This is a genomic window from Pseudomonas sp. IT-P260, from assembly GCF_949768395.1.
Classification (GTDB): Bacteria; Pseudomonadota; Gammaproteobacteria; order Pseudomonadales; family Pseudomonadaceae; genus Aquipseudomonas; species Aquipseudomonas parakoreensis.
On sequence record NZ_CATKPO010000040.1, the window covers coordinates 409039 to 431330 of the forward strand.

At 61.1% G+C, this 22292-nt stretch carries 22 protein-coding genes; 8 read left to right on the forward strand and 14 right to left on the reverse strand.

Features of this window, described 5'->3' with window-relative positions; genetic code table 11:
* Positions 1-5: 5 nt before the first annotated feature.
* A complete protein-coding gene (dmeF, locus tag ACM6HV_RS20915; protein WP_041073355.1) occupies positions 6-935 on the forward strand; it encodes a CDF family Co(II)/Ni(II) efflux transporter DmeF in 930 nt (309 codons plus the stop codon).
* On the opposite strand, the gene ACM6HV_RS20920 is transcribed toward dmeF, so the two are convergent.
* Positions 932-2035: a cytochrome P450 gene (locus ACM6HV_RS20920; protein ID WP_414905196.1), complete on the reverse strand. Its 1104-nt coding sequence runs from the start codon at positions 2033-2035 to the stop codon at positions 932-934. The two genes, dmeF and ACM6HV_RS20920, sit on opposite strands and share 4 nt — an antisense overlap.
* 78 nt (positions 2036-2113) lie before the next feature.
* Here ACM6HV_RS20920 and ACM6HV_RS20925 point away from each other — a divergent pair, with 78 nt between their 5' ends.
* The 3 genes from ACM6HV_RS20925 (at position 2114) to ACM6HV_RS20935 (ending at position 5034) form a co-directional block, all read left to right on the forward strand.
* Positions 2114-2872, forward strand: coding sequence for an ArsR/SmtB family transcription factor (locus ACM6HV_RS20925; RefSeq protein WP_414905197.1), 759 nt, complete (start codon positions 2114-2116; stop codon positions 2870-2872).
* Positions 2873-2995: 123 nt separating this feature from the next.
* A complete protein-coding gene (locus ACM6HV_RS20930) occupies positions 2996-4216 on the forward strand; it encodes a putative DNA modification/repair radical SAM protein (protein ID WP_145595444.1) in 1221 nt (406 codons plus the stop codon).
* Complete coding sequence (locus tag ACM6HV_RS20935) at positions 4213-5034, forward strand: TIGR03915 family putative DNA repair protein (protein WP_414905198.1); 822 nt, start codon at positions 4213-4215, stop codon at positions 5032-5034. Before ACM6HV_RS20930 ends, ACM6HV_RS20935 begins: the two co-directional genes overlap by 4 nt.
* Positions 5035-5181: 147 nt before the next feature.
* Here the strand turns inward: ACM6HV_RS20935 and ACM6HV_RS20940 are convergent, their stop codons facing one another.
* From ACM6HV_RS20940 to ACM6HV_RS20960, 5 genes are all read right to left on the reverse strand, one after another.
* On the reverse strand, positions 5182-6201 hold the full coding sequence (locus ACM6HV_RS20940) for a branched-chain amino acid aminotransferase (protein WP_047293591.1): 1020 nt from the start codon (positions 6199-6201) through the stop codon (positions 5182-5184).
* A 234-nt stretch (positions 6202-6435) separates the two neighbouring features.
* Positions 6436-7809, reverse strand: coding sequence for a dihydrolipoyl dehydrogenase (gene lpdA / locus ACM6HV_RS20945; RefSeq protein ID WP_145595448.1), 1374 nt, complete (start codon positions 7807-7809; stop codon positions 6436-6438).
* Positions 7810-7813: 4 nt separating this feature from the next.
* Positions 7814-9097 carry a dihydrolipoamide acetyltransferase family protein gene (locus ACM6HV_RS20950; RefSeq protein WP_414905199.1) on the reverse strand — a complete coding sequence of 428 codons (1284 nt, stop codon included), beginning with the start codon at positions 9095-9097 and terminating at the stop codon, positions 7814-7816.
* Positions 9098-10156, reverse strand: a complete 1059-nt coding sequence (locus ACM6HV_RS20955) for an alpha-ketoacid dehydrogenase subunit beta (RefSeq protein ID WP_041073339.1) — start codon at positions 10154-10156, stop codon at positions 9098-9100.
* A gap of 1 nt (position 10157) precedes the next feature.
* Positions 10158-11393: a 3-methyl-2-oxobutanoate dehydrogenase (2-methylpropanoyl-transferring) subunit alpha gene (locus tag ACM6HV_RS20960; RefSeq protein WP_003224001.1), complete on the reverse strand. Its 1236-nt coding sequence runs from the start codon at positions 11391-11393 to the stop codon at positions 10158-10160.
* Positions 11394-11578: 185 nt separating this feature from the next.
* Here ACM6HV_RS20960 and bkdR point away from each other — a divergent pair, with 185 nt between their 5' ends.
* Positions 11579-12067: a Bkd operon transcriptional regulator BkdR gene (gene bkdR / locus ACM6HV_RS20965; RefSeq protein ID WP_027613216.1), complete on the forward strand. Its 489-nt coding sequence runs from the start codon at positions 11579-11581 to the stop codon at positions 12065-12067.
* Positions 12068-12160: 93 nt separating this feature from the next.
* Here bkdR and ACM6HV_RS20970 read toward each other — a convergent pair whose 3' ends face one another.
* Positions 12161-13024, reverse strand: a complete 864-nt coding sequence (locus ACM6HV_RS20970; protein ID WP_414905200.1) for an MBL fold metallo-hydrolase — start codon at positions 13022-13024, stop codon at positions 12161-12163.
* Positions 13025-13115: 91 nt separating this feature from the next.
* Here ACM6HV_RS20970 and ACM6HV_RS20975 point away from each other — a divergent pair, with 91 nt between their 5' ends.
* The 3 genes from ACM6HV_RS20975 to ACM6HV_RS20985 all read left to right on the forward strand — a co-directional run bounded on the left by ACM6HV_RS20975 (position 13116) and on the right by ACM6HV_RS20985 (position 15680).
* A complete protein-coding gene (locus ACM6HV_RS20975) occupies positions 13116-13457 on the forward strand; it encodes an ArsR/SmtB family transcription factor (RefSeq protein WP_041073332.1) in 342 nt (113 codons plus the stop codon).
* A gap of 168 nt (positions 13458-13625) precedes the next feature.
* The gene (locus ACM6HV_RS20980; RefSeq protein WP_414905201.1) at positions 13626-14870 is read left to right on the forward strand and encodes an FAD-dependent oxidoreductase; all 1245 of its coding nucleotides are present in this window, start codon (positions 13626-13628) and stop codon (positions 14868-14870) included.
* Positions 14871-14879: 9 nt separating this feature from the next.
* Positions 14880-15680 carry a sulfite exporter TauE/SafE family protein gene (locus ACM6HV_RS20985; protein WP_253150938.1) on the forward strand — a complete coding sequence of 267 codons (801 nt, stop codon included), beginning with the start codon at positions 14880-14882 and terminating at the stop codon, positions 15678-15680.
* A 102-nt stretch (positions 15681-15782) separates the two neighbouring features.
* Here the strand turns inward: ACM6HV_RS20985 and ACM6HV_RS20990 are convergent, their stop codons facing one another.
* The 7 genes from ACM6HV_RS20990 to ACM6HV_RS21020 all read right to left on the reverse strand — a co-directional run bounded on the left by ACM6HV_RS20990 (position 15783) and on the right by ACM6HV_RS21020 (position 22153).
* Positions 15783-17063 carry a TRAP transporter large permease gene (locus ACM6HV_RS20990; RefSeq protein WP_047601545.1) on the reverse strand — a complete coding sequence of 427 codons (1281 nt, stop codon included), beginning with the start codon at positions 17061-17063 and terminating at the stop codon, positions 15783-15785.
* Complete coding sequence (locus ACM6HV_RS20995) at positions 17063-17590, reverse strand: TRAP transporter small permease (protein ID WP_145595459.1); 528 nt, start codon at positions 17588-17590, stop codon at positions 17063-17065. Before ACM6HV_RS20995 ends, ACM6HV_RS20990 begins: the two co-directional genes overlap by 1 nt.
* A gap of 76 nt (positions 17591-17666) precedes the next feature.
* Complete coding sequence (locus tag ACM6HV_RS21000; protein ID WP_414905202.1) at positions 17667-18638, reverse strand: TRAP transporter substrate-binding protein; 972 nt, start codon at positions 18636-18638, stop codon at positions 17667-17669.
* A gap of 61 nt (positions 18639-18699) precedes the next feature.
* Complete coding sequence (locus ACM6HV_RS21005; RefSeq protein WP_414905203.1) at positions 18700-19593, reverse strand: SMP-30/gluconolactonase/LRE family protein; 894 nt, start codon at positions 19591-19593, stop codon at positions 18700-18702.
* A gap of 30 nt (positions 19594-19623) precedes the next feature.
* Complete coding sequence (locus tag ACM6HV_RS21010) at positions 19624-20448, reverse strand: NAD-dependent epimerase/dehydratase family protein (RefSeq protein ID WP_145595464.1); 825 nt, start codon at positions 20446-20448, stop codon at positions 19624-19626.
* Positions 20449-20649: 201 nt separating this feature from the next.
* The gene (locus tag ACM6HV_RS21015; RefSeq protein WP_414905204.1) at positions 20650-20799 is read right to left on the reverse strand and encodes a hypothetical protein; all 150 of its coding nucleotides are present in this window, start codon (positions 20797-20799) and stop codon (positions 20650-20652) included.
* Positions 20800-20857: 58 nt separating this feature from the next.
* Positions 20858-22153, reverse strand: a complete 1296-nt coding sequence (locus ACM6HV_RS21020; RefSeq protein WP_414905205.1) for an OprD family porin — start codon at positions 22151-22153, stop codon at positions 20858-20860.
* Between the last annotated feature and the right edge of the window lie 139 nt (positions 22154-22292).

Here is a 22292-nt window from a genome sequence, read left to right on the forward strand (position 1 = left end):
GCATCATGAGCCTGACCCCAAGCGCTGAGCGTTTCAGCCACGATCACCAGTTTCTCGGCGCATCTCACGACGAAAACGCCCGCCGCACCTTGTGGGTGGTGGCGCTGACGTTCGTGATGATGATCGGCGAGATCGCCGCCGGCTACATCACCGGCTCCATGGCCCTGCTGGCCGATGGTTTCCACATGGCGACCCATGCCGGCGCGTTGGGTATCGCCGCGGCAGCCTATGGTTTTGCCCGGCGCAATGCCAACAACCGCCGCTACAGTTTCGGCACCGGCAAAGTCGGCGATCTGGCCGGATTTGCTTCGGCGATGGTGTTGGGGCTGGTGTCGCTGGGCATTGCCGGCGAGTCGATTTTTCGTTTGTTCGAACCGACCACCGTGGCGTTTGGCGAAGCCACTGTTATTGCGATTGTCGGGTTGGGCGTAAACGTCCTCAGCGCCTTCCTGTTGATGGGCCATCACGGCCATGACCACGGCCATCAGCATGACCACGGTCATGATCATCATCACCATCACGACAACAATCTGCGCTCGGCCTACGTCCATGTGCTGGCCGACGCCCTGACCTCGGTGCTGGCGATTGCCGCGTTGCTGGCCGGGCGCTATCTCGGTTGGGTATGGCTGGACCCGGCGATGGGGATTGTCGGTTCGATTGTCATCGCGAAATGGGCGTACAACCTGATGCGCGACAGCGCCGCGGTGCTGCTCGACACCACCGACGAACCGGTGGCAGCGGAGATCCGCGAGTTGCTGGAAACCTCCGACGATGTGCGCATCAGCGATCTGCATGTCTGGCAGGTCGGCCCGCAGGCGCGGGCGGCGATTGTCAGTGTGGTCGCGGCGGCGGGCGTGACGGCGGAGGCGATCCGCGAACGGCTGGCGCCAGTGCATGAGTTGTCGCACCTGACCATTGAGTTGCGCAGCGCTTAAGGTCGCACTGCGCTGAACAGTGGAATCCGCCCGTTGAGGGAAGGGCGGTAATGCCACGTCAGTTGTTGCAGATTCATACCCTGATCAAGGATTTTTCTGACAGTCGCAGCGGCAATGCTCAGCGCCAGTGTCTGCCCCGGACACTGATGCCGGCCGCTGCCAAAGCTGAAACTGCGCCGGTCAGGACGATCCAGCAGAAACCGCTCGGGCTCTGCATTTAACAAAGGATCGCGGTTGGCCGAGGCCAGCAGCACCAGAATCACCTCGCCAGCCTCGAGCCGCACGCCATCGATCTCGCAAGTCTGTGCGACAAAGCGCCGAGTGTTCTGCACCGGCGGATCAAAGCGCTGAACCTCGGCCAACAGTGCGTCCACAGAGGCGTCACGCAACTCGGGCTGACGTTGCAGCGCTATCAGTGCATTGCCGATCAGCCCGGCAGTCGCCTCAAATGTCTGCGAGCAGAGACCGATCAGGTTGGCGATCAGGGTTTCTTTGTCCCCTGCGAATCGCTGCTCGATAGCCTGGAGCAAGTCGCTGTTGGCTTCAGCCAGCAACTCGATGAAATAACCGCGCAATTGCTCAGCCGCCACATGCGCCGCCGCCAGTTGCAGGTCATTGCTCAACGGCGACAGGCAGGCGACGAAATCCGCCGTCAGCTCACTGATCGCCCGGCTTTGCGCCGGGGTGAAGCCGAGCAGCGTCGCGACCACGCACACCGGGCCGCGAAACATCGCCTTATACAAGCCGTCGGCGTCCGCGGTCATCAGCCGTGCTGCCACCAATGCGCGTACCTGATCGTCATCGATCAACTGCAGCGCCGGTTCCACCGCAGAGCGTGGGCAGCGCTGACGTTCGCCGTCGTTCATCCGTATCAACTGCCCGAATACCTGGCCGGCCGTCCCCGAAGCAATCGCCTTGGGCACCGGTTCCTGCAGCGGCCGCACCCGACAATCGGCATGCGTCAGCACCGCACGCACCGCTCGGGCGCTGCTGGCGACCCACAGTTTCAATCCATGATCAAAGGTCAGTCCGCCCTCGGCGCGCAGTTTGGCGTAGTAAGGGTAGGGATCGGCATGCGTCGCAGCGATGATCGGGTCCATGGTTCACAACCTTGTCGTCGGGAAAGTGATGCGAGTATCTTCAGTTCGCAGCGAGGACGATTCGTCGGGGAGCGAAATATGCACGCAGAACATCAAGACATCGGCGTTTCGCAGGTGGCAGCCGCCATCGCCGAACCGGCACGCACCAAAATCCTCTGCTCGCTGATGGACGGCCACGCCCGCACCAGCACTGAATTGGCCGCCGTTGCCGAGGTCAGCGCGTCCACTGCCAGCGCGCACCTGGCCAAACTCAAGGGTCTGTCGCTGGTGCGCTTGCACGTACAGGGCCGCCATCGTTATTACAGCCTCGCCGATCAACGGGTGGCGCAGGCGCTGGAAGCGTTGATGGTGATCGGCCAGAACGCCGCGCCGAGCTTCAAGCCGCACACTCCAGATCGTCTGCAATTCGCGCGCACCTGCTATGACCATATGGCTGGCACGCTGGCGGTATTGCTGCATGACCGTTTGCTCACGGCGGGATGGCTGGTGGAAACCGACGAGCGGGCTTATCGCTTGAGCGAGAGTGGCGAGGCGCTGTTCGTGGGTTTGAGTATTGAGGTGCAGGACTTGAGTACCTTGCGCCGCAAGTTCGCTTGCCCGTGCCTGGACTGGAGCATGCGTCGGCCGCATCTGGGCGGTTCGTTGGGCGCGGCGTTGTTGCAGATGGCGTTGAAACGCAAGTGGGTGACGCAGGATCTTGATAGTCGGGCGTTGGCACTGACCGTGGCGGGGCGCAAGGCAATGGGTACGCGGTTTGGTCTTGAGTTGCCGTTCGACGCGAAGGTCAACAGATCGCAGCCTGCGGCAGCTCCTGCAGTAATCGCGTACACCCGATAATTCTCGGCCCTGCCCAGTCCCTGTAGGAGCTGCCGAAGGCTGCGATCTTTCGATCCCGTTTTGCACCTTGTGTCAATCCAATAGACTCGATACTGTACGCATAACCAGTATCGAGTCTCCGCCATGCAAATCATCGACAAGCTCAGCATTCTCGCCGACGCCGCCAAGTACGACGCTTCCTGCGCCAGCAGCGGTGCGCCCAAGCGCAGCTCCGAAGGCAAGAGCGGGTTGGGCTCGACCGATGGCATGGGCATCTGCCACAGCTACACGCCGGACGGTCGTTGTGTGTCGTTGCTGAAAATTCTCCTGACCAACTTCTGTCTCTACGATTGCCAGTACTGCGTCAACCGCCGCTCCAGCGATGTGCCGCGTGCACGATTCACCCCCGAGGAAGTGGTCACGCTGACCCTGGATTTCTACCGGCGCAACTGCGTCAGCGGACTGTTTCTCAGTTCCGGGATCATCCGTTCGGCGGATTACACCATGGAGCAACTGGTACGCGTGGCAAAACTGTTGCGCGAACAGCATGAGTTTCGCGGCTACATTCACCTCAAGACCATTCCCGAGGCCGATCCGGCATTGATCGAGGAGGCCGGGCGTTATGCCGATCGCCTCAGCGTCAATATCGAACTGCCCACCGATGCCAGCCTGCAAACCCTGGCGCCGGAGAAACAGATCGGTTCGATCAAGCAAGCGATGAACACCATTTACACCGGCGTGCAAACGGTGCTCAACGAACCGCGTTCGGCGAAATTCGCTCCCGCCGGGCAGAGCACGCAAATGATCGTCGGCGCCGATGACACCGACGACAGCACGATCCTGCACAGCGCTCAGTCGCTGTATGGCAACTACCGCTTGCGCCGCGTCTACTACTCGGCCTTCAGTCCGATTCCCGACAGCCCGAAAAGCGTGCCGCTGGCCGCGCCACCGCTGATGCGCGAACACCGTCTGTATCAAGCCGATTTCCTCCTGCGCAGCTACGGCTACAACGCTGATGAGTTGCTCAAGGGCCCGGGTAATCTGGCGCTGGACATCGACCCCAAACTGGCTTGGGCGCTGCAGAATCGCGAAGTGTTTCCGCTGGACCTGAACCGCGCCGAGCCGTCGCTGATCGCGCGCATCCCGGGCATTGGCCTGCGTACCACCGAACGTCTGGTGCAATTGCGCCAGCAACGGCGCATTCGCTACGAAGACGTGGCACGCATGCGCTGTGTGCTGGCCAAGGCCAAGCCCTTCATCATCACCAGCGACTACCACCCGCAGCAGGCTGAAGTCACCAGCCACATGCTCTATCAGCAACTGCGCGACCGGCCGCAGCCGCAGCAGATGGGATTGTGGGGATGATCAATCTCGATTGCGACGACCTGTTCGACACCTGGCGCCAACAGGCGCGCTGGCTGCTCAGCCATGAAGTCGACCCGAGTCTGGTGAGTTGGGCGTCGGAAGGGGTGAGCGATCTGTTTGCCAGTGACGTACATGTGCCGGAGGGGCAGGGGCCTTTTCAGGCACGCATCCCCCGCGCACTGCTTGACACCCTGGAGCAAGCCGCACGCTACCGGGGCGACCAGCGCTGGAGTCTGTTGTATGAAGTGCTGTGGCGAGTCAGCCACGGCGACCGCACAGCGATGATGGCCGGCGATAAACTCGGCAGCGAGTTGCAGCGGCGCATCAAGCAGGTACACCGCGAAGCCCACCATTTGCATGCGTTCGTGCGTTTCATCGAACGCCCGCAGGATCAGCCGGGCCCGCAATACGTCGCATGGCACGAGCCGGCCCACGACATCCTGCACAGCGCCAGCGAGCATTTCATCGGGCGCATGGGCCGGCATCGCTGGTTGATCGCCACCCCGCGTGACGGGGTTTATTACGATGGCGAGCAATTGATCCATCAACGCCAATGCCCGCTGGAATGGCAGCAACTGGCGCAGAACGTCGATGACCCGCACGGCGAGTTGTGGCTGACGTACTACAGCCACATCTTCAACCCGGCGCGGTTGAACGAGAAGGTCATGCAAGGGCACTTGCCGGTGCGTTTCTGGAAGAATCTGCCGGAAGGGGAGTTGATTCCCGGATTGATTACCCAGGCGCGCACGGGCAAGCAACAGAACGGTCAGGCCAGCGGGATTGCTGCGCGAGCCGGCAAACGGATTGCGCTGAAATAGAAAATCAAAAGATCGCAGCCTGCGGCAGCTCCTACAGGAGATCTGTGTAGGAGCTGCCGCAGGCTGGGATCTTTTGATCTTGCTTCCAATAAAAAGCCCCCCATCGATCACTCGATGGGGGGCTTTTGTGCATCTGCAGCCGTCAGATCAAACCTTGACGATCCAGCCCGCTGGCGCTTCGATGTCGCCGGTCTGCACGCCAGTCAGCTCTTTGTAGAGCTTCTGGGTGACCGGGCCGACTTCGGTTTCGCTGTGGAACACGTGCAGGTGGTCGTTGTAGCTGATGCCGCCGATCGGGGTGATCACCGCAGCGGTACCGCAGGCGCCGGCTTCCTTGAAGTCCGACAGTTTGTCGATCAGCACGTCGCCTTCCACCACTTCCAGGCCCAGACGGGTTTTCGCCAGTTCGATCAGCGACAGGCGGGTGATGCCTGGCAGTACGGAGGGCGAGTTCGGGGTGACGAATTTGTTGTCGTGGGTGATCCCGAAGAAGTTGGCCGAACCGACTTCCTCGATTTTCTTGTGGGTCAGCGGATCCAGGTAGATGGCGTCAGCGAAGTGCGCCTTCTTGGCCTGGGAGCCCGGCATCAGGCTGGCGGCGTAGTTGCCACCGACCTTGGCCGCACCAGTGCCTTGTGGCGCGGCGCGGTCGAAGCTGGAGATCTGGAAGTTGTGCGGGGTCAGGCCGCCCTTGAAGTAGGCGCCGACCGGGATCGCGAATACCGAGAAGATGAACTCTGGCGCGGTGCGCACGCCGATGTTGTCACCCACGCCGATCACGAACGGACGTAGGTACAGCGCGCCGCCGGTGCCGTATGGCGGGATGAAGCGCTCGTTGGCGCGAACCACTTCTTTGCACGCTTCGATGAACTGCTCGGTCGATACGTGCGGCATCAGCAGGCGGGCGCAGCTGCGCTGCATGCGCGCGGCGTTCTGGTCGGGACGGAACAGGTTGATCGAGCCGTCCTTGCAACGATAAGCCTTCAGGCCTTCGAAGCACTGCTGGCCATAGTGAAGGGCCGTCGAGCCTTCGCTGATGTGCAGCACGTTGTCTTCGGTCAGGGTGCCTTTGTCCCACTCGCCATTGCGAAAGTACGACAGATAGCGTTTGTCGGTCTTGATGTAGTCAAAACCCAGCTTGTCCCAATTGATGCTTTCGTTACCCATGACACCCTCTATCACTGAACAACCGTCGAAACGGTTCAAGGCTTCTGACGTTTTTTTGGATGGGCACAACAATACTTCATTCTGGAGCGGTTTCGCAGCCCGGACTATCGGATGACAGACAGATAATTCCGGTTGCGCCTGAGAATTCGCGAGCAGGCTCGCTCCCACATTTGAAATGCATTCCCATTGTGGGAGCGAGCCTGCTCGCGAAGGGGCCATTACAGCCACCCACCATCACAGGTGCAACGCATGCCCCAAAGCCCGCAGCGCTGCTTCCTGCACCGCTTCACCCAAAGTTGGATGCGCATGAATGGTGCCGCCGATATCCTCCAGGCGCGCGCCCATTTCCAGGCTTTGCGCAAACGCGGTCGACAATTCGGAAACACCTGCTCCGACTGCCTGCCAGCCGACAATCACATGATTGTCGCGACGCGCGACTACGCGCACGAAGCCGCTTTTCGATTCCAGGGTCATCGCCCGGCCATTGGCGGCGAACGGGAAGCTGGAAACGACGCAGTCCAGCCCGGCAGCCTTGGCCTCGTCCGGGGTCTGGCCGACCACCACCAGTTCCGGGTCGGTGAAGCACACGGCGGCGATGGCGGTCGGGTTGAATTCGCGGGATTTGCCGCTGATCAGCTCGGCAACCATTTCGCCCTGAGCCATGGCGCGATGGGCGAGCATCGGCTCGCCGCTGAGATCGCCGATGGCGTAGACGTTGCGCATGCTGGTCTGGCAGCGGCTGTCGATCTTGATCGCCGAGCCGTTCATGTCCAGGTTCAGCGCTTCAAGGTTCCAGCCCTGCGTATTCGGCTTGCGACCGACGGCCACAAGCACCTGATCGGTTTCCAGATTGAGGGTGTCGCCGTTCGGGTCACGCACCTGCAAGGTGCCGTCGAAACCCAGCACGCTGTGTTTGAGATAGAGCTTCACGCCCAGTTGTTTCAGCGCTTCGTGCACCGGTTGCGTCAGCTCGGCGTCGTAGGCCGGCAGGATGCGATCCTGCGCCTCGACCACGCTGACTTCGGCGCCGAGCTTGCGGTAAGCAATGCCCAGCTCCAGACCGATATAACCGCCGCCGACCACCACCAGACGTTTGGGCACGGACTTCGGTGCCAGCGCTTCGGTGGAGGAGATGATCGGCCCGCCAATCGGCAGGATCGGCAGGTTGACGCTGGTCGAACCGGTGGCCAGCACCAGATGCTCGCACTGGATGCGTGTATCGCCGACCTCGACGGTTTTGCCGTCGATGACTTTGGCCCAGCCATGGATGACCTGGACCTTGTTCTTTTTCAGCAGCGCGGCGACACCGGTGGTCAGGCGATCGACGATGCCGTCCTTCCACTCGACGCTTTTAGTGATGTCGAGGGTCGGCGCGGAAACGCTGATGCCCAGCGCCGAATGCTGGTTGTGGTGTTGAGTCTGGTGAAACTGCTCGGCTACATGAATCAGCGCTTTCGACGGAATGCAGCCGATGTTCAAGCAGGTGCCGCCCAGCGATTGGCCCTCGACCAGAATCGTCGAAATGCCCAGTTGCCCGGCGCGAATCGCCGTGACGTAGCCGCCGGGGCCGCCGCCAATGATCAGCAGCGTGGTGTTCAAGGTTTGCATGGCGTCACTCCACAAACAGGGTCGCGGGTTGTTCGAGCAGACCACGAATGGCCTGGATGAAGAGCGCCGCGTCCATGCCGTCGACCACGCGGTGATCGAAGGAGCTGGAGAGGTTCATCATCTTGCGGATCACCACCTGGCCTTTGACGACCATCGGCCGTTCGACGATTTTGTTCACGCCGACGATGGCCACTTCCGGCAGGTTCAGCACCGGCGTGCTGACGATGCCGCCCAGCGCACCAAGGCTGGTCAGGGTGATGGTCGAGCCGGACAATTCGTCGCGGCTGGCCTTGCCATTGCGGGCGGCGTTGGCCAGACGCGAGATTTCTGCGGCGCTGTCCCACAGGCTGCGTGCTTCGGCGTGACGCACCACCGGCACCATCAGGCCGACGTCGCTTTGCGTGGCGACGCCGACATGCACCGCGCCAAGGCGGGTGATGACCTGGGCTTCATCGTCGTAACGGGCGTTCATCTGCGGGAAGTCGCGCAGGGCCACGACCAACGCGCGCACCAGGAACGGCAGCAAGGTCAACTTGCCCCGGCTGGCGCCGTGTTTTTCGTTGAGGTGCGCACGCAGCTCTTCGATGGCGGTGACGTCGATTTCCTCGACGTAGCTGAAGTGCGCGGCACGCTGCGTGGCGTCCTGCATGCGTTGGGCGATCTTGCGGCGCATGCCGATTACTTGAATCTGTTCTTCGTCGTTGCGCTGGGCGTAAGCGGCGGCGAGCGGTGCCGAAGCGTTCGACTGCCCCTGCGCCAGATAGGCTTCGAGGTCTTCGTGCAGCACACGGCCGGCCGGGCCGGAACCGCGCACCAGACGCAACTGAATGCCCAGATCCAGCGCATGTTTGCGCACCGCCGGCGAGGCCAGCGGACGTTCATCGGCTTCGCGGGCAACCATCGGGCCCTGGCAAACGGCAGCCGCCGGACGCGGTGCGGCAGCGGCGGCAGGTTTGCTTTCAACGACAGCTTCAACTTTGGGTGCGACTGGCGCTTCTTTCGCCGCAACAGGCGCCGGTTTGTCCGACTCCTTCAGATTGCCGGCACCTTCCACTTCGATGCTGATCAGCACACTGCCGACCGCCATCACTTCCCCCGGCTGACCGCCGAGGGCAATCACTTTGCCGTGTACCGGTGACGGAATATCGACCATTGCCTTGTCGGTCATCACGTCCGCCAGCACTTGGTCTTCAACCACCAGATCACCGACCTTGACGTGCCACTGCGACAGCTCTACTTCTGCGATGCCTTCGCCGATGTCCGGCATCTTGATAACGTGCGTGCCCATTCAGACCTCCATGACCCGTTTCAACGCCGCGCCCACTCGGGACGGCCCTGGGAAATACGCCCACTCTTGCGCGTGCGGGTAAGGTGTGTCCCAACCGGTGACGCGTTCGATCGGCGCTTCCAGGTGATGGAAGCAATGCTCTTGAACCAGCGCTACCAGCTCGGCGCCGAAACCGCAGGTGCGGGTGGCTTCGTGCACCACCACGCAACGACCGGTTTTTTTCACCGATTTGACGATGGTGTCCAGGTCCAGCGGCCACAGGCTGCGCAGGTCGATGACTTCGGCATCCACGCCACTTTCTTCTGCGGCAACTTGCGAGACGTAAACGGTGGTGCCGTAGGTCAGCACCGTCACGTCCTTGCCCGGACGGGTGATGGCGGCAACATCCAGCGGCACGGTGTAGTAGCCGTCCGGCACCTGAGCTTGCGGGTGTTTCGACCACGGGGTTACCGGGCGGTCGTGGTGGCCGTCGAACGGGCCGTTATACAGGCGCTTAGGCTCGAGGAAGATCACCGGGTCATCGTTTTCGATGGAGGCGATCAGCAGGCCTTTGGCGTCGTACGGGTTGGAGGGCATCACGGTGCGCAGGCCGCAGACCTGAGTGAACATCGCCTCGATGCTCTGGCTGTGGGTCTGGCCGCCGTAAATACCGCCGCCGCAGGGCATGCGCAGGGTCATCGGCGCGGTGAACTCGCCGGCCGAGCGATAACGCAGACGGGCGGCTTCGGAAATGATCTGATCGGAAGCGGGGTAGACATAGTCGGCGAACTGAATCTCGGCCACCGGACGCAAGCCGTAGGCGCCCATGCCCACCGCCACACCGACGATGCCGCTTTCGGAGATTGGTGCGTCGAATACCCGCGAGGTGCCGTACTTGGTCTGCAAGCCTTCGGTGCAACGGAACACGCCGCCGAAGTAGCCGACGTCCTGCCCGAACACCACCACATTGTCGTCACGCTCAAGCATCACATCCATGGCCGAGCGCAGGGCCTGGATCATGGTCATGGTGGTCGTGGTCATGGCGGTTTCCAACTGAATATTGTTGTTGTGATCGTTCATGTCAGATCCCCAACTGCTGACGCTGGCGCTTCAAGTGCTCCGGCATCTCTTTGTAGACGTCTTCGAACATGGTCGCGGCGCTTGGAATCTGGCCGCCGGCGAGGGTGCCGTACTGTTCGGCCTGTTTCTGCGCGGCAATCACCTCGGCTTCTAGTTCGGCGCTGACGGCGGCGTGCTCTTCTTCCGACCAGTGGCCGACCTTGATCAGGTGCTGCTTCAGGCGGGCAATCGGATCGCCCAGCGGGAAGTGGCTCCAGTCGTCGGCAGGACGGTATTTCGACGGATCGTCGGAGGTCGAGTGCGGGCCGGCGCGGTAGGTGACCCACTCGATCATGGTCGGGCCGAGGTTGCGCCGGGCGCGTTCAGCCGCCCAGGCGGAGGCGGCGTAGACTGCGTAGAAGTCGTTGCCATCGACGCGCAACGAGGCGATGCCGCAACCGACGCCACGTCCGGCGAAGGTGGTGGCTTCACCTCCGGCGATGGCCTGGAAGGTCGAGATTGCCCATTGGTTGTTGACCACGTTGAGAATCACCGGCGCGCGGTAAACGTGGGCGAAGGTGAGGGCGGTGTGGAAGTCCGATTCGGCGGTGGCACCGTCACCGATCCACGCCGAGGCGATTTTGGTGTCGCCCTTGATTGCCGAGGCCATGCCCCAGCCGACGGCCTGAATGAATTGAGTCGCGAGGTTGCCGGAGATGGTGAAGAAACCGGCGTCCTTGACCGAGTACATGATTGGCAACTGCCGGCCCTTGAGCGGATCGCGCTCGTTGGACAGCAGTTGGCAGATCAGGTCGACCAGCGGCACTTCGCGGGCCATCAGGATGCTTTGCTGGCGGTACGTCGGGAAGCACATGTCGTCGATGTTCAAGGCCAGGGCCTGGGCGCTGCCGATGGCTTCTTCGCCAAGGCTTTGCATGTAGAACGACATTTTTTTCTGGCGCTGGGCGACCACCATGCGGTTGTCGTAGATCCGCGTCTTGAGCATGGCGCGCATGCCCTTGCGCAGGATCTCGACCGGCACATTTTCAGCCCAGGGGCCGAGGGCGTTGCCCTGATCGTCGAGCACCCGAATCAGCCCGCGCGCCAAGTCGGCGGTGTCGGCGGGTTCTACGTCAATGGAAGGTTTGCGCACCGTGCCGGCATCGGTCAGATGCAGGTAGGAGAAGTCGGTTTTGCAGCCTGGGCGGCCCGAGGGTTCAGGGACGTGCAGACGCAGCGGTTCATACGCTTGGGTCATGGCTTCTACGCTCGATCTTGTGAATTTCTTGTAGTGAGCTGGCAATCATTCTTGGGTGAAAGAAATCTTGTCCTACAACAATCATAGGCCCGGGCCAGAAGAATATTTCTCTCTGTTTCGTTGCGCTGGAGACGATTTGCAGATAGAAATTCTGCATAAACATAAAAAACAGGTGGTTTTGTCTCATGCGCAAACTGGACCGTACCGACATCGGCATTCTCAACAGCCTTCAGGAGAATGCGCGCATCACCAACGCCGACCTCGCACGCTCGGTGAACCTGTCGCCGACGCCGTGTTTCAACCGGGTCAAGGCAATGGAGGAATTAGGACTGATTCGCGAGCAGGTGACGCTGCTGGATGCCGATCTGCTGGGGCTGCATGTGAACGTGTTCATTCACGTCAGTCTGGAGAAGCAGGTCGAGGAGGCGTTGCAGCATTTCGAAGAGGCGATTTCCGACCGCCCCGAGGTGATGGAGTGCTACCTGATGGCCGGCGACCCGGACTATCTGATCCGCGTGCTGGTGCCGACGATTCAGGCGCTGGAGCGCTTCATGATGGACTTTCTGACCAAGGTGCCGGGGGTGGCGAACATTCGGTCGAGTTTTGCCTTGAAGCAGGTGCGCTACAAGACGGCGTTGCCGTTGCCAGCGAATGGATTGACCCTCGGGTCCTGAAGATCAAAAGATCGCAGCCTGCGGCAGCTCCTACAGGTATACCGCTGATGCGTGCCCTGCGTAGGAGCTGCCGAAGGCTGCGATCTTTTGCTTTTAAAGCTTGTTGATCGGCACCTTCAGATACACGACGCCGTTATCCTCGGCTGGCGGAAAATTCCCCGCCCGCACATTCACCTGAATCGCCGGCAGCAACAGCGTCGGCATGCCCAACCCGGCGTCACGCTTGGTGCGCATCTCGACAAACGCCGCCTCGTCGATCCCGTCATGCACATGAATATTGCTCTTGCGCTGCTCACCGACCGTGGTCTGACAGTGCGCGGCGCGGCCGTCGGGCGGGTAGTCGTGGCAGACGTAGAGTTTGACGCTGGCGGGGAAGGCCAGCAGTTTGTGGATCGAGTTGAACAGCTGATGCGCGTCGCCGCCGGGGAAGTCGCAGCGGGCGGTGCCGACGTCGGGCATGAACAGCGTGTCGCCGACCAGAATCTGTTCGCCGTCGATCAGGTAAGCCATGTCTGCCGGGGTGTGGCCGGGGACGTGCAGGGCGGTGGCTTTGAGGTTGCCGATCCTGAACGACTCGTTCGGCGCGAACAGGTGATCGAACTGCGAGCCGTCGACGCAGAATTCCGGCTCCAGATTGAACAGCGCCTTGAACACATTCTGCACTTTGCTGATCGACTGACCGATGGCGATCTTGCCGCCCAGTTCGCGGCGCAGGTACGGCGCGGCGGACAGGTGGTCGGCGTGGGCGTGGGTTTCCAGCAGCCATTGCACCTGCAGGTGATGGTCACGGACGAAGGCGATGATTTTGTCGGCCTGTACGGTGCTGGTGCGACCGGCGGCGCCGTCGTAATCGAGCACCGGATCGACGATTGCACATTGCCCGCCATCGGCTTCATAGACCACGTAGCTGTAGGTCGAGGAGGCGGGGTCGAGGAAAGCTTCAATCTGCGCGGGCATGGACACCAACCTGAATCAGGGAAATGGGTTGCAACACTTTATCTAAAAACATAATGTTCGCAGCTTAAGTGACGTTGAAGGCATCGTGCAAATGCAATCCAGTCTGACCGAATGTGAAGTCGCCCAACTGCGGGCGTCCGCCTCCAAGGCCTGCGCGCTGCTCAAGGCGTTGGCCAATGAGGATCGCCTGTTGATCCTGTGCCAGCTGACTCAGGGCGAACGCAACGTCGGCGAGCTGGAAAAAATCACCGGCGTGCGCCAGCCGACGCTGTCCCAGCAGTTGGGCATCCTGCGCGATGAAGGCCTGGTGGCGACCCGCCGCGAAGGCAAATACATCTTTTACGGCCTGGCCAGCCCTGAAGTGATTCAGGTGATGAAGACCCTGTCCGGACTGTATTGCGGGGCGGTGCTCAAGAGCTGGGGCCACCCATAAATGTCAGCCAACCCCTACATTCCCTGTGGGAGCGAGCCTGCTCGCGAAAGCGGTGTATCAGTCAATACTTTGACCTACTGACACATCGCCTTCGCGAGCAGGCTCGCTCCCACAGGGCATTTGTAGATTGGCCGGAAAATCCTTGCGTGCAGCAATAAGGAACAAGCAATGAACGATCAACACTGGGGCCCATCCATCAGTGCAGACATCGTGGTCATCGGCGGCGGCACCGCCGGCATCGGTTTCGTCGCCAGTCTGCTCAAGCGTGATCCCACTCTGAACATTACGGTCATTGAGCCGAGTGCTCAGCACTACTACCAACCGGCGTGGACGCTGGTCGGCGGTGGCGCCTATGACGTCAAGGACACCGCGCGGCCGATGAGCAAAGTGATGCCGCGTCAGGCCACCTGGATTCAGGCGGCGGTGACAGCGGTGGATCCCGACACCCGTCAACTCACGCTCAACGATCGACGCCGCGTCAACTACCAGAACCTGATCGTCTGCCCCGGCCTGCGTCTGGCCTGGGAGAAAATCGAAGGCCTGCAGGAAAGCCTCGGCCAGCATGGCGTGACGTCCAACTACAGCTACCAGCATGCGCAGTACACCTGGGATCAGGTGCAGAAACTGCACGGCGGCAAGGCCCTGTTTACTCAGCCGGCGATGCCGATCAAATGCGCCGGCGCGCCGCAGAAGGCGTTGTACCTGTCGTGCGATCACTGGCGCAAAACCGCTGTGCTGAACAACGTTAACGTCGAGTTCAACCTCGCCGGCGCCGCGCTGTTCGGTGTCGCGACCTTCGTGCCGCCGCTGATGAAGTACATCGAAAAGTACAACGCGCAACTGGCTTTCAACAGCAATTTGGTCAAGGTCGACGGCCCGGCGAAAACCGCCTGGTTCGAGATCAAGGACGCTGACGGCAACGTCACCACACAGGCGAAAACCTTTGACCTGCTGCATGTTGTGCCGCCGCAAGTCGCGCCGGAGTTCATCGCCCAGAGCCCGCTGGCCGACGCTGCTGGCTGGTGCGAAGTCAATCCGCACAGCCTGCAACATCCGCGATACCCCGAAGTGTTTGGCCTCGGTGACATCTGCGGCACCACTAACGCAAAAACCGCTGCGGCCGTGCGCAAGCAGATCGTGGTCGTCGCCGAAAACCTTCTGGCGCTGCGCAAGCGGCAGCCGCTGCCACTGAAGTACGACGGCTACGGTTCCTGCCCGCTGACGGTGGAGAAGGGCAAGGTGATCCTCGCCGAGTTCGGCTACGGCGGGAAGTTGCTGCCGACCTTCGCCCTCGATGCGACCGTGCCGCGCCGCTCGGCGTGGTTTCTCAAGGCGACGCTGCTGCCGTGGTTCTACTGGAACGGCATGCTCAAGGGCCGCGAGTGGCTGACCGGTTTGTCCAAAGTCGACTGAGAACTCCCTATGTTGCTGGCAAGTCTGTTTGGCGTGTTGATGGGGCTGATTCTCGGACTGACCGGGGCGGGCGGCGGGATTCTCGCGGTGCCGGCGCTGGTGCTCGGCCTCGGCTGGAGCATGACTCAGGCCGCGCCCGTGGCGTTGTTCGCCGTGGGCAGTGCGGCGGCAGTGGGCGCCATCGACGGTTTGCGTCATGGTCTGGTGCGTTATCGCGCGGCGCTGCTGATTGCCGCGCTCGGTGCGGTGTTTTCGCCGCTGGGTATCTATTTTGCGCACCAGTTGCCGGAGAAGATCCTGATGATCCTCTTCAGTCTGCTGATGGTCATGGTCGCGTGGCGGATGTTGCGCCGCGAGCGTGCGCAAGAGGGGCCGAGCGACCACGGCCATGCGAGCTGGGGGCAGAAGAACTGCATGCTCAATGAACAGACCGGGCGCTTCGACTGGACCGCCAAATGCACCGCGACTCTTGCGGCGCTGGGCGCGGTGACGGGTGTGGTTTCGGGCTTGCTCGGCGTCGGCGGAGGGTTCCTGATCGTGCCGGCGTTCAAGCAACTGACCGATGTGCAGATGCGCGGGATCGTGGCGACGTCGCTGATGGTGATCAGCCTGATTTCGGCGATTGGCGTGATCGGATCGTTTCACGCAGGCGTGCGGATTGACGCACAGGGCACGGCGTTTATCGTCGCCAGCATCGTCGGCATGATCATCGGCCGCAAGCTTTGTGCGCGGGTGCCAGCGCGGACGTTGCAGGTGGGGTTTGCCAGCGTGTGTCTGGTGGTGGCGGGGTATATGTTGTTGCGTGCCTGAATGTTGGCAGATCAAAAGATCGCAACCTTCGGCAGCTCCTACAGGAATCGCATTCCCATGTAGGAGCTGTCGAGTGAAACGAGGCTGCGATCTTTCAGGCTGTTACAACACCAAGTGCGGTAGCCACAGGGAAATGGCGGGGATGTAAGTGACCAGCATCAGCACCAGAAAAAGCACCGCATAAAACGGCAGCAGCGCCTTCACGGTGCTCTCGATACTGACCTTGCCCACCGCCGAACCGACAAACAGCACCGCGCCCACCGGCGGTGTTATCAGCCCGATCCCGAGGTTGACCAGCATGATCATGCCGAATTGCACCGGGTCGACACCGATGCCGAGAATCACCGGCATCAGAATCGGCGTGAGGATCAGGATCAACGGCGCCATGTCCATCACCGTGCCGAGCAACAGCAGCATGACGTTGATGCACATCAGGATCACGTAGCGGTTGTCCGACAGGGTCAGGAACAGCGTGGTGATCTTCGCCGGGATCTGCATCAGGGTCATGATGTAGCCGAAGCTTGCGGCGAAACCGATCAGGATCATCACGATCGAAATCGTCCGCACAGTGCGGTGCATCAGCTTCGGCAGTTCACGCCACTTGTAGTCGCGGTAGATGAACATGGTCACGAAGAACGACCACAACACGGCGATGGCCGCCGATTCGGTCGCGGTGAAGATCCCCGAGAGGATGCCGCCGAGGATGATCACCATCGCCATCAGGCCCCAGAGGGCTTCGCCGACGATTTTCAACGCCTGGCGCATCGGGATGACTTCACCTTTGGGGTAGTCCCGTTTTTTCGCGAAAATCAGGCACAGCACCATCAGGCAGGCGCTCATCAGCAACCCCGGCACGATGCCCGCCATGAACAGCGAGGCAATCGAAACCGTACCACCGGCAGCCAGAGAATAGAGCACCGAGTTATGGCTTGGCGGCGTGAGCAGGGCTTGCACCGAGCCGCTGACGGTCACCGCGGTGGAGAAGTCTCGTGGATAGCCCTTGCGTTCCATTTCCGGAATCAGCACTGAACCCACCGACGCGGTGTCGGCCACCGAGGAACCGGAGATCGCGCCGAAGAAGGTCGAGGCGACGATGTTGACCAGCGACAGACCACCGCGCACGAAACCCACCAGCACTCCGGCACATGCCACCAGCCGGCGGGACATGCCGCCCTCGGCCATGATCGCACCGGCCAGGACGAAGAACGGAATGGCCAGCAGCGAGAATTTGTTCACCCCCGACGCGACCTGAATCATCACCGCCTGGAACGGGATGTCGATCCACCATGCACCGATCAGTGCGGCGGCGCCCAGCGCGTAGGCGACTGGCATGCCGATCAGGATCAATACGATAAAACTGCCCAGCAGAATCAGAGCGTCCATTAAGCGGCACCTTCGCTTTCTTCAACCAGATCGAACTGCACGACCCGCCGTTTGCTCTGGTCACCGAGCAAGAGTTTTTCCAGAACGAAAACCAGCGTCAGCAAGCCGCCCACGGGAATCGGCAAGTAGGTCACGCCAACCCGCAGATCGGGCAGGGCTGCCATGAACTGGTTCCAGGTGGACATGCACAGCTTGGCGCCCCAGATCGTCATAAAGATGCAGATCGCCGCCATGAGCAGCTGGGAAATAATCGCCGCGGCGGATCTTGCGTGCGGTGGCATGCGATCGGTGAGCATGGCCACGGCCATGTGCGCACCGGCGCGGTAACTGGCGGCGGCACCGATGAAGGTAAACACCATCATCAGCAGGATCGCCGTGGGCTCTGGCCAGCTCGAACCGGTGCCCAGGACGTAGCGGGCGAACACGCCCCAGGGAATCATCAGGGAAATCGCCAGGACGGCAAGGCCAGCGACCCAGATGCACGTCATGTAGATCTTGTCGTTGATACGCAGCAGCAGATTCTTCATCGGGTTCCACCGTAACCGGGCGCACCTGAGTCATCAGGTACGCCGGGCCTGGTTAATGAGTACGGAGCGGGCGGCGTTACTGGACAGCTTCGATTTTCTTGATCAGGTCGGCGTACGCCGCACCATACTTTTCCCGCACTGGAGCGGTGGCGTCGTAGAAGGGTTTCTTGTCGACCTGGATGAACTCGACGCCCGCGGCTTTGAGTTTTTCTTCGCTGGCAGCGGACTTCTTGTCCCACAGCACGCGCTCTTCAGCCTGGGCAGCCTTGGCGGCGGTCTTGACCAGCGCCTGTTGTTCCGGGCTCAGTTTTTCCCAGGTGATTTTCGACATCACAATCGGCTCCGGCAGAATCAGGTGACCGGTCAGGCTATAGAACTTGGCGTTCTGGAAGTGGTTGTGTTCGAGCAGGGTCGGCGGGTTGTTTTCCGCGCCGTCGATCACGCCGGTCTGCAAGGCGCTGAAGATTTCCCCGGTGTCCATGGCGATACCGTTACCGCCCATGGCGTTCATCATGTCGATGAACATCGGGTTGCCTTGCACGCGAATCTTCATACCTTTGAGGTCTTCGAGCTTGCGTACCGGTTTCTTGGTGTAGACGTTGCGCGTGCCGCCGTCCATCCAGGCCAGCGCCACCAAGCCGAATTCGGAGTTGGTGATTTTGTCCAGGATCTCGTCGCCCACCGGGCCGTCGATGACGTTACGCATGTGTTGATGGTCGCGGAAGATGAACGGCATGTTGAACACGTTCACGTCCGGGACCACGGGGCCGACAATACCCAGGCTGACGCGAGACAGCTGCACCGCGCCGACTTGCATCTGCTCGATGACTTCCTTTTCAGAGCCCAGCACGCCGCCGGGGAAGTATTGGAAGGTCAGTTCGCCGTTGGTCTCCTTGGTCAGGGTCTTGCCCATGTTTTCTTCGGCCACCACCGTTGGATAACCGGCGGGGTGGATGTCAGCGAATTTGAGTTGCAGGGCCTGGGCGGCGCCAATGAAGGTAAACATCAGTGGGAGTGCAGCGGCCAGCAAGGTGCGTTTGAAGTTCATGGGGGTGAGTCTCCAGTCTTGTTATTGTTGTGTTCAAGGCGCAGCGGTGCAGCAGAGGGGTTTAAAGCAGATCGTTGAACAAGGGTTCGGCAAGGCCTTTGACGTTGGGCTTCAACGCGAACACGCCGCCGGCCACGGATTGCGGATCGCGGTCGTCGCCGGGACGAATCGAGGCGACAAACAACGTGTCCATGTCGCTGCCGCCGAAGGCACACATCGTCGGTTTCTGCACCGGCACTTGCAGTGAGAAATCGAGGCGCCCGTCCGGAGCAAAACGGTGAATCAGTCCGGCGTCGTTGGCGCAGATCCAGTAGCAGCCCTCGGCATCCACGGCAGCGCCATCCGGTCGGCCGGGGAAGTGGTTCATGTCGACGAAAACGCGGCGGTTCGATGGCGTGCCGGTCTCGGTGTCGTAATCGAAGGCCCAGATCAATTGCACGTGCGGATGTGAGTCCGACAGGTACATCGTCTTGCCGTCGGGGCTGAAGCCGAGGCCGTTCGGCACGATGAACCCGTCGAGCTGCGCTTCGATCACGCCTGACGAGACGGCGCCGTAGCGGTAGAGTCGGCCTGCAGGCGCGTTCAGGCCCATGTTCAGCACCATGCTGCCGGCCCAGAAACGGCCCTGGCGGTCGCAGCGACCATCGTTGAGGCGCATGTCTGCCCGGCTGTGCTCGACGGTGGCGAGTCGTTCGCTGTCGAGGCTGCCATCGCTGTGCGGATGCAGATGAAAAAAGCCGCTCTCCATACCGGCAACCCAGCCGCCACCGCTGTGACGGGCAATGCAGGCGAGCATTTCAGGGGTTTCCCAGGCATGCACATGGCCGGTGTCAGCGCTCCAGCGTTGCAGCCCGCCGTTGGGAATATCGACCCAATACAGTGCGTTTTCCTGCGGCACCCAGACCGGGCTTTCGCCCACGGCGTTGCGAGCATCGACGATCAATTCGGCTTGCATACTCATTCCTTTGCGTCGTTGTCAGGGTGTTCAGTCGCCGAAGGGGCCGGCCGCGACGAACGCGCCACCCTGATAGATCCGCGCCGGGTCATCGGCGGCGGGCATGGGTTGCGCTTCGACTTTTTCGCGGAACACTTCGGAGCTGTCCCTGGCTTCAAAACCGAGGTGGCTGGCGAAGCGGTTGTCCCACCAGACGTCCTTGTTGGCGGACATGCCATAGACCACTGTATGGCCAACGTTGGGCGTGTACAGCGCGCGTTCGAGCAATTGGGTGAGGTCGTCGAAGCTCAGCCAGGTGTGCATCATTCGGCGGTTCTGCGGCTCGGGAAATGAGGAGCCGATGCGGATGCTGACGGTCTCGATGCCGTAGCGATCAAAGTAGAAACTGGCCATGTCTTCGCCGTAGGACTTGGACAATCCATAGTAGCCGTCGGGGCGGCGGGCGCAGCTGGCGTCGAGCGGCTCATCCTGTTTGTAGAAGCCGATGACATGGTTGGAACTGGCGAAGATCACTCGCTTGACACCATGGCGGCGCGCAGCTTCGTAGATGTGAAATACGCCGCAGATGTTGGCGCCGAGAATTTCTTCGAACGGCCGCTCGACGGAGACACCGCCGAAATGCAGGATCGCGTCGACGCCTTCGACCAGTTGGTGCACGGCGTGTTTGTCGGCCAGATCGCAGGGGACGATTTCTTCGCGTTCATCAACGGCCGGGGCGAGAGCAGCGATGTCTGACAGGCGCAGGATGTGGGCATAAGGGCGCATACGTTCACGCAGGACTTTGCCCAGGCCACCGGCGGCGCCGGTCAGCAGCAGACGATTGAACGGGGTGCGGGGAGTAGAGGTGGACGTCATGGCAATCCCTTACACGTTGTTATTAGGTTTGTTGTAGGTTGTCGTATGACTGCGCTGAAGTATCGGTAGGCTTTCCGGAACTTGTCAACGCGACTTTTGGTGTAAATGACGGAAGGGGCTCATTTACTTTTCAATCACCGCGAGGCCTTCGTTGCACTGCAATTTCCTTGTGGGAGCGAGCCTGCTCGCGAAAGCGGTGCGTCAATGAACATCAATGGTGAATCTGCCGCCGCCATCGCTGGCAAGCCAGCTCCCACCGGTATCAGCGTTGTTTTCAATGACCGCGTTCACCACAAAATTCTGTGGGAGCTGGCTTGCCAGCGATGAGGCCGATCCAGGCAATTCTTGCATCGACTGACAAGGCGCCTTCGCGAGCAGGCTCGCTCCCACAGGGTAAAAAGAGATCTGGTTACAACAATGAAATCGGATAGCTGATAAAGATCCGGTTCTCATCGAACTCATTGGTGCTGAAGTCCCGGCGTATCGTCGCGTTGCGCCATCTCACATTGAGGTTTTTCAGCGGCCCGCTCTGCACGGTGTAGCCCAGTTCCGATTCGCGGCCCCATTCCTTGCCGTCGGTGATGGTGCCGGTGTGCACGTTGTCGCCGCTGATGTAGCGGTTCATCAGGGTCAGGCCGGGAATGCCGAGGGCGACGAAGTTGTAGTCATGACGCAATTGCCAGGAGCGCTCTTTGGCGTTGTCATAACTGGCGTTGTAGCTGTCGTTGGCCAGGGTGCCGCCGCTGGTGCCGTTGACCCGCATCCACGCGTCGTCGCCGCTGAGTTTTTGCAGGCCGACATAGAAGGTGTTGCCGCCGTAGCGGGCCGACAGCATGGCAAATGCAGTCTTGTTATCGAGGTCACCGGCCTGGGCGCTGCCGTCTTCCTTGCCGGTGAAGAAACCGAGGTTGGCGCCCAGCGTCCAGTCGCCCAGCGGCTGGCTGTGGCTGAGGTTGAAATACTGCTGCTGGTAGATGTCGCTGAGCTCGGCGTACCACACGCCGACCAGGGTGCGCTTGTCGTTGAAGGTGTATTCGCCGCCGCCGAAGTTGAAACGGTCGGAGGTGAAGGCGCCGCGGCCGTTCATCGACATGTCTTCCATGCTGGCGTCGTTACGCGGGCTGTTGCCACGGAACTGCCCACCGTAGAGGGTCAGGCCGTTGATTTCGGTGGAGGTGATCTGGCCACCGCGAAAGGTCTGCGGCAACGAGCGACCATCGTCCGAGCGCAGAATCGGCAGCACCGGCATCCATTCGCCAACCTTCAATTCGGTCTTCGACACCTTGGCCTTCAGCGCCACGCCGAGGCGACCGAAGTTGTCCGCCGGACGCCCGTCATCGTGGATCGGCAACAGTTGCGTACCGCCGGTGCCTTTGCCGCCATCGAGTTTTTGCGAATACATCCCCAGCACATCGAGACCGAAACCGACCGTGCCTTGGGTGAAGCCGGATTTGGCATCAAGGATGAAGTTTTGCGTCCACTCTTCGGCCTTGCCCTGCGGGTAGTTCGGGTTGACGAAGTTGCGATTGAAGTAGGCGTTGCGCAGGTTCAGCGTGGCTTTGCTGTCTTCGAGGAAGCCTTCGGCGTCTGCGCTCACGGGCAAAACCAGGGCGAGGCTGCTGCAGCCGATCAAACTCAGGGTGGAACACGGGCGGGGGATGGAAATACGGGACGTGCGAACGGAATTGCAGACGAGTGTGCTCACGGTGACGCTCCCTGTTGCATTTGTTGTTTTTATTATTGTTATACGTCGTCGTACAACATGGTTGCGGATAGTTGCGAGGTTTTCCGCAAAAGTCAACAGGGCTTTTTACGATGAGTTTGCGCGAGTTGGCAGCCCTCCA